The 4441-nt window shown below is 33.2% G+C and carries 3 protein-coding genes; 2 read left to right on the top strand and 1 reads right to left on the bottom strand.

The features are described 5' to 3' along the window. Nucleotides 1-361 precede the first annotated feature (361 nt). Entirely contained in the window at nucleotides 362-2074 is a 1713-nt protein-coding gene (locus tag HU235_RS07395; protein ID WP_174879793.1) for a methyl-accepting chemotaxis protein, read from the top strand. 193 nt (nucleotides 2075-2267) lie between these two features. Here the strand turns inward: HU235_RS07395 and HU235_RS07390 are convergent, their stop codons facing one another. Continuing rightward, nucleotides 2268-3143, bottom strand: coding sequence for a helix-turn-helix domain-containing protein (locus HU235_RS07390; protein ID WP_174879792.1), 876 nt, complete (start codon nucleotides 3141-3143; stop codon nucleotides 2268-2270). A gap of 142 nt (nucleotides 3144-3285) precedes the next feature. Between HU235_RS07390 and HU235_RS07385 the strand changes: the two genes are divergently transcribed. Further along, nucleotides 3286-4441: beta-L-arabinofuranosidase domain-containing protein (locus tag HU235_RS07385; RefSeq protein ID WP_174879791.1), on the top strand; the 1156-nt coding region annotated here is incomplete at its 3' end.

Here is a 4441-nt window from a genome sequence, read left to right as displayed (position 1 = left end):
GAAGAGGTCTTACAAATAATAGATTTATTGTCTATATGGAATTCGGAGAAACTCGGATTAGATTTTCATATTATCTAATGGGAGATAATCTGTATGTAAATTCATGTCTATATCGTATTTTAGAAATAATTTTTGGACAATAAACGAATAAATAAACACAAGAAATTGGATTTTAGTATGAGATTGTAAAAATCCGGTTTTTTATGCTTATATAAAAAATTGCAGAAATAAATCTTTAAATTCCTAAGTCATCTCCTCAGAAGTTGGTAATTTCGACCATTGCAAATAGGTACTAAAATATTCGAAATATAAAACCGATATATAGTTTATATAAAATTAGAAAAGGAGACATCAAGAAACAATGAAATTTATCAACAACATGAAGACTAGTAGAAAACTATTATTATTAATTTTTATTACTCTGCTGGCATTAGGCGTAGTGGGATGTGTTGGCTTTAAATACATGAAGGATATGGCAAAGGGGTCAGACATCATTTACAATGAGCATTTAAACCCGATAAAAGATTTAGGAGAAATTAGAGTAAACAATAGAGCTATAGATGCCTATACATTAGAGTTAATGTTGACGGAAAATACTGAAGAAAATCAAGCTCTATTAAATCAAATTGAAGAAAATAAACAATCTAATAAAGAGCTAATTACCAAATATGAAAAAGTAAGTAAGTTTCCTGAGCAAAAAGAACTTTTAGAAAAATACAATGACAATCTACGTGCATACCAAGAAGCAAGGCAAGATGTTTTAGATTTAGCAGCATTAAACAAAAATAATGAAGCTTATCAATTGTTTAAGGATACTGTTGAGGAGAAAAGGACAGCGGTCAATAATACAATCGGTGAGATTCAAGCTTATAATGAAGATCTTGCAGGTAAGATTCAAAAAGAAAATAATGAAAAGTTACAGCTTGCTATAATAATATTGGTTACCGTTATTATCATTAGTGTTTTATTGTCTGCATTCATCGGTTTTATCATAACAGGAAAGATCGTAAACCCGATTAACGAAATAAAGTCATTGATGTCAAAAGCGGAACAAGGAGATTTTACAGTTGCTGGTACTTATCAGTCGAAGGATGAAATTGGACAACTCGTTCAATCGTTTAATAATATGTTATTAGGTATAAGGGGAGTCATCAAAACAATAAGTGATACCTCTGAAATGGTTGCAGCTTCTTCAGAGGAATTAAGTGCAAGTGCAGAACAAAATAGTCGTGCAAGTGAGCATATTTCTTCAACAATTCAAGAACTTGCAACAGGTATGGACAACCAGGTTCGCTCAATTGAAGAAAGTGTTGAAGTCATGAATGAAATGGAACATTATTCTGAACAGATTTCTAAAAAAGCTGATGATATGTCTAATAATGCAAATCAAACTGCAGAGATATCTAATGATGGTAAGAGAGCTATAGAAAAAGTAAAAAACCAAATGACCGCTATTAATTCAAATGTAATCGGATTAGAATCATCGATAAATGGACTGAGTGAACGTTCCTTAGAAATTGGGCGTATAAATGAAGTGATTACTACGATTGCTGCTCAAACGAATTTATTAGCATTAAATGCAGCAATTGAAGCAGCTAGAGCAGGTGAGCATGGAAAGGGATTTGCTGTTGTAGCAGATGAAGTTCGAAAATTAGCTGAACAATCAGCCGAATCAGCTGAACAAATTACTCAATTAATAAATGTGATTCAAGCAGATACAAATCAAACATTATTATCTATGACGAAGACGACAAAAGAAGTTGAGGAAGGGATTATTGTTGTTGATGAAGCAGGCAGTTCTTTTGAAAAGATTGAAAACTCAATAACAGGAGTTGTATCACAAATTAATGATGTTTCAGAAGCGATAAGCCGTCTTTATGCTGGTACGGTTGAAGTAGCAACGTCTATTAATCATGTGAAAAATATTGCAATACAATCTGCGGCAAGCAATCAAAATGTATCGGCGGCAACTGAAGAACAGCTTGCCTCAATGGAGGAAATCGAATCTTCTGCCTCAACTCTTGCACAAATGTCGGAAGAATTACAGTTGTTAATTAAAAACTTTAAAATATAATGAAAAGGGAGAATGGAGCTCTAGGGCTTCACTCTTCCTTTCTTTATGGAGTTTTATGGAGTCAAACAAGTGAAGAGATGTAATCTAGTAATTTAATTTCGGACATTTCTATTGAGAATCATTTAATCGGAACACAAGAATTATAGGGTGTTTAAAAGATATTCCTGTCTTTTAAGCATTGTTCATCCTTTTATTAACTTCGATATGTTTGGTTTAAGTAGGTAGTTGGAGCAACTCCTGTTATCCGCTTAAACACACGACTAAAATAAAATGGATTAGAAAAGCCGAGCTGGTCACTAACTTGAGAAATATTCACTGATTCGTTTTTTAATAGTTTAATCGCATGTTCAATGAGGAGCTCGTCCTGAAATTGTGTAATACTCTTTCCGGTTTCTTTTCGGAATAAAGTTGATAAATAAGCGTAGTTCATACCAAGCTCATTAGCAATTTCGGTACTGCTCATTTTTCTAGTTGAATTGTTGATAAATAAATCGACCATTTTTTGAACAATTCGATTTTGTTTAGATGATTTTAATTCTTCAAATTTATGAGCGTATAAATCAATGAAAAATTCAAAGGTAAGTACAGATAGAGTTAGCGGTCTGATAGGATGTGGTAATAAATATCGATCAACAAGTTTTTTTAATTGTAATTCTGTATACTCGGGGTTACTAACAGTACCTTTCTTAGGAAGTTTAATTTGTGAGGCATATGTTTCTTCTAAGATCAAGGATGAATGCTGATAGTATTGTGAATATTCAATTGGATTGTTTTCCTCATTTAAATATGGAGAATCATAAAAATGAATATAAAACCATTCTGTACCAGGACTATATAAAGACCCACCCCAATGCGGAATATTTTTTCTGAGAAAAAGATATGTTCCTTCATAAAGATTGTACTCAACACCATCTTCAAATACTTGTATATGCCCCTTTTTAACATAGACAAATACATTTATTTTCTCCATTAATCTGTCAGGATGTCCACTAGTTCCGTCTATATCAGTCATATGGCCAATTTCTCTTATTAATGGAAGAGAATTTGAATAGATGCTTATTTCATGCATATTAACGTATCCATCCTCTCTTTTTTCTTGATTATAGCAAAAAAACAAAAAATAAGATATGTAATATGCTAATCTGTGAATTCCGTTTCCAGGCTTTTCGTTCCATAATATTAAACAAGAACAAGTTTAGGAGGACATCAAGATGGAAAAAGTATCATTATTAAATGGGATTTTTAAAGATTCACAAGAAAAAGGTATGGAGTATTTGCTTTACTTAGATGTAGACAGACTGATTGCTCCATGTTATGAAGCGGTTGGGAAACCTCCAAAAAAGCCGAGATATGGGGGATGGGAATCTACTGGTATAAGCGGACATTCGATTGGTCATTGGCTTTCAGCTGCCGCAACAATGTATTCTTTGACGTCAAACGAACAATTAAAACAAAAGCTTGATTATGCAATTGAAGAATTGGAAATAGTTCAATCATTTGATGATAAAGGATATGTTAGTGGTTTTTCTCGATCGTGCTTTGATCTAGTATTTACTGGAGAGTTTGAAGTAGATAATTTCAGCTTAAGTGGTGGCTGGGTACCATGGTATAGCATTCATAAAATTTATGCGGGTTTAATAGATACATATAATCTTACAGGAAATGAAAAGGCACTTGCTATCGTAATAAAGCTCGCGGATTGGGCGAAAAATGGTACAGATCAACTTACTGATGAGCAATTTCAAAAAATGCTAATTTGTGAGCATGGTGGAATGAATGAAGCAATGGCAGATTTGTACATGATTACAAAGAACAAAGATTATTTAGAGCTTGCTAAAAGGTTTTGCCATCAATCCATTTTACAACCTTTGGCTAACGAGGTTGATGAACTTCAAGGTAAGCATGCTAACACGCAAATACCAAAAGTCATTGGTGCTGCAAAATTATATGAGATAACGGGAGATAAAACGTACAAGAAAATGGCTCAGTTTTTCTGGAAACAAGTTACTAGACACCGTTCCTACGTTATCGGTGGAAATAGTATTAATGAGCATTTTGGTCCAAGCGATACAGAAGAGCTTGGGATTACGACTACAGAAACCTGTAATACATACAATATGCTAAAGCTTACAGAACATCTTTTTCATTGGTCACAGGATGTTGAATACATTGATTATTATGAAAGGGCATTATACAATCATATTCTTGCATCACAGGATCCGGATTCAGGGATGAAAACATATTTTGTTTCAACACAACCAGGTCATTTTAAAGTTTATTGTTCTCCTGATGAGTCTTTTTGGTGTTGTACAGGGACGGGAATGGAGAATCCTGCAAGATATACGAGAAATATATATTATTTAAAAC

Origin of the sequence: Metabacillus niabensis, assembly GCF_902829255.1 — a bacterium.
Classification (GTDB): domain Bacteria; phylum Bacillota; class Bacilli; order Bacillales; family Bacillaceae; genus Metabacillus; species Metabacillus niabensis.
Note: the sequence above shows the minus strand (reverse complement) of the source record. Positions and strands in the feature narration are given on the sequence as shown.

Excerpts from the sequence above, each read along its gene's own strand:
- HU235_RS07395 (WP_174879793.1), top strand. The coding sequence starts at position 362 with ATGAAATTTATCAACAACATGAAGACTAGTAGAAAACTATTATTATTA.
- HU235_RS07390 (WP_174879792.1), bottom strand. The coding sequence starts at position 3,143 with ATGCATGAAATAAGCATCTATTCAAATTCTCTTCCATTAATAAGAGAA.